The sequence below is a fragment of the Bacteroides faecichinchillae JCM 17102 genome (assembly GCF_000614145.1).
GTDB classification, from domain to species: Bacteria; Bacteroidota; Bacteroidia; order Bacteroidales; family Bacteroidaceae; genus Bacteroides; species Bacteroides faecichinchillae.
The window spans coordinates 1-2,288 of record NZ_BAKK01000105.1; the positions used below are offsets into that span (position 1 = coordinate 1).

Consider the following 2,288-nt stretch of genomic DNA (forward strand, 5'->3'; position numbering starts at 1 on the left):
TCAGGGGGATTGTATACCGATATTTATTAAACAACCCATTATTCAATTTATAAAAAACAACATCTTATGAAAACCAATCCTACCCAAAATAGCAAGTTCCGGATTCCCGGAGCATTCTTCCGTCTTCTTATCCTCGCCTGCCTTCCCCTAGTGTCCGCATTCGGCCAGGTGGTCAAGCTGGACATACCACAGATCTTCCCCGTTTCCCCCGAAGCGGCCGTTCTGGACAAATTCCATTCCTATCCGGTGGACTATTGCACCGGGGTACCTGACATCCGCATCCCCCTTTATGAGATCGTCGCGGGAGACATCACGATTCCCGTCACCTTATCCTACCACGCCTCCGGTCTCAAGCCTCATGAGGGCAGCGGCCTTGCGGGCACCAACTGGTCCCTCAGCCTCGAGCCCACCGTCAGCCGGGAGATACGCGGTACGGACGACATCGGCAATTACGGCTGGCTGTGCGAGGGCAGCTATCACCGCGGTACCCCTCCCGGAGCTTCGAGAATGGAACAGATCAACTTTATGGACGAGGTTGTCCGAGGCATCCGCGACAGTCAGCCGGACCGTTTTACCTACAGCCTGCCTCACGCAGGAGGAAGCGGCTACATGCTCTACCGGGGAAGCCCCATGGTCACCTGCCCCCGCACCAATGATGTGGTAAACTGGGATAGAAGCGACAAAATGAGTATCACCGACGATAAAGGATATTATTATGAGTTCGACGGTGTAGTGGAGAAAGTCTTCTACACCCAATCCATCAACCGCTGGCACTGTACCGGCATCCGGTCGCCCCACCGGAGCACCCCGTCCGTAACCTTCGAATACGATATCCTTCCCCACCAGTCAACCGGCACCAACAAAGGCTGCATGGGTCCCGGAGAAGTAATCATCAACAAGAACGCCGCCGAAGACGGGTATAACCTGACCGAACATTTTCCTCTCCAGGAACACAACTATGCCTTGTTGCCCGATTATAACTCAGGTTCGGAGGCTTACTATTATGATTATAAGGCGGAATTGAGCCCCGTTTACTCCGAAGGTCTCTACATTGACAATTCGGGCAGTATCCTTCCCAACGACGTTGAAGTTCCCCGGCTGACCGACATCCGTTTCCTGGGCAATACGATGAAAATCAGTTATCATTCGGTAGGCGGCCCTGACTACTGGAACGATGCATACGATACAATCGAAGTGACCGACGAACATGGAAAGCCGATGCGCAGCATCCGTTTTTACCTCAGTACCTACAACTCCCATACGAGTCTGACCAAACTGGATTCTGTCAGCATCTCGGCGCCCGGGGTGGAGACGAAGACGTATAAGTTCAATTATAACGGCGGGCTGAATGTACCTTCCATTGATACCCGGGTAATAGACCATTGGGGATTCTGCAACGGTCCGGAAAACCGGTATGCCGTAAATACGGTCCCCAGCTTCCGCAAGATACTGACCTACAGTAAGAACGGGCAGCCAATACGCCTGCTGCTGGATTATAAGGGAGCGAACCGCGAAGCTGACGCCGCCTGGACCAATCTGGGGATGCTGATCCAGATCACCAATCCGCAAGGTCTGGAAACACACTTCGAATACGAGGGAAACCAGGCGGCTTTTGCCATGGGCTATCCGGGTCCGGAGGAAGAAGGTGCGATGTACCTACGTCCGGTCGGCGGTCTGCGTATCAAGCACATCCGCACTTACGACCCCAAGGAGCAAAAGACGGTGCACAAAAGATACAGCTACGGGCTGGAAGGTTCCATCGGCTGGGGGGGCATCTGGGGAGGCGGAGCCATTCCCCATATCATCACCGAACGGGATTACCAGACCAGCGTGCTGGTACCTTTCTCACCTACCAATCTCCAGACTATGACGGTTATCCATAACAATCCTGTCGGTGAGATCACATTCCACAACGGAAGCCCTGTGCTCTACAGTAACGTAAGGGAGAGTTTGGAAGGCGGCGGTTCCGCCCTTGTGACAGAGTATGTCTACCATGTGCCTTGCCATGAGTACAACAACGTACTGGAATGGGACCAATATGATCCTGAGCTGAACTATGCCCAAAAAGAGAAACAGGTGAATGATTACCTGTTAAGCCACTCTTACAGTGAGTTGAAAGGTCTCGTATGCCCTCTTCCCAACAATCCGGGAAAGCATGCGGACGAATACATCAACATGTCCGATGACCAATGGCTGGCGGGAAAGCTGAAACGGGTGGACCGTTACAAGGATAACGGCTTTTTATTATCCACTACGGAGTATGAGTACGAACATGTCAGTACAGGAGG

Annotated in this window: 1 protein-coding gene; it reads left to right on the plus strand. The window is 52.8% G+C overall.

Going from position 1 to position 2,288, the window contains the following annotated elements; genetic code table 11:
• Window positions 1-66: 66 nt before the first annotated feature.
• On the plus strand, window positions 67-2,288 hold a 2,222-nt coding region (locus tag JCM17102_RS30545), incomplete at its 3' end, for a hypothetical protein (protein ID WP_148302089.1).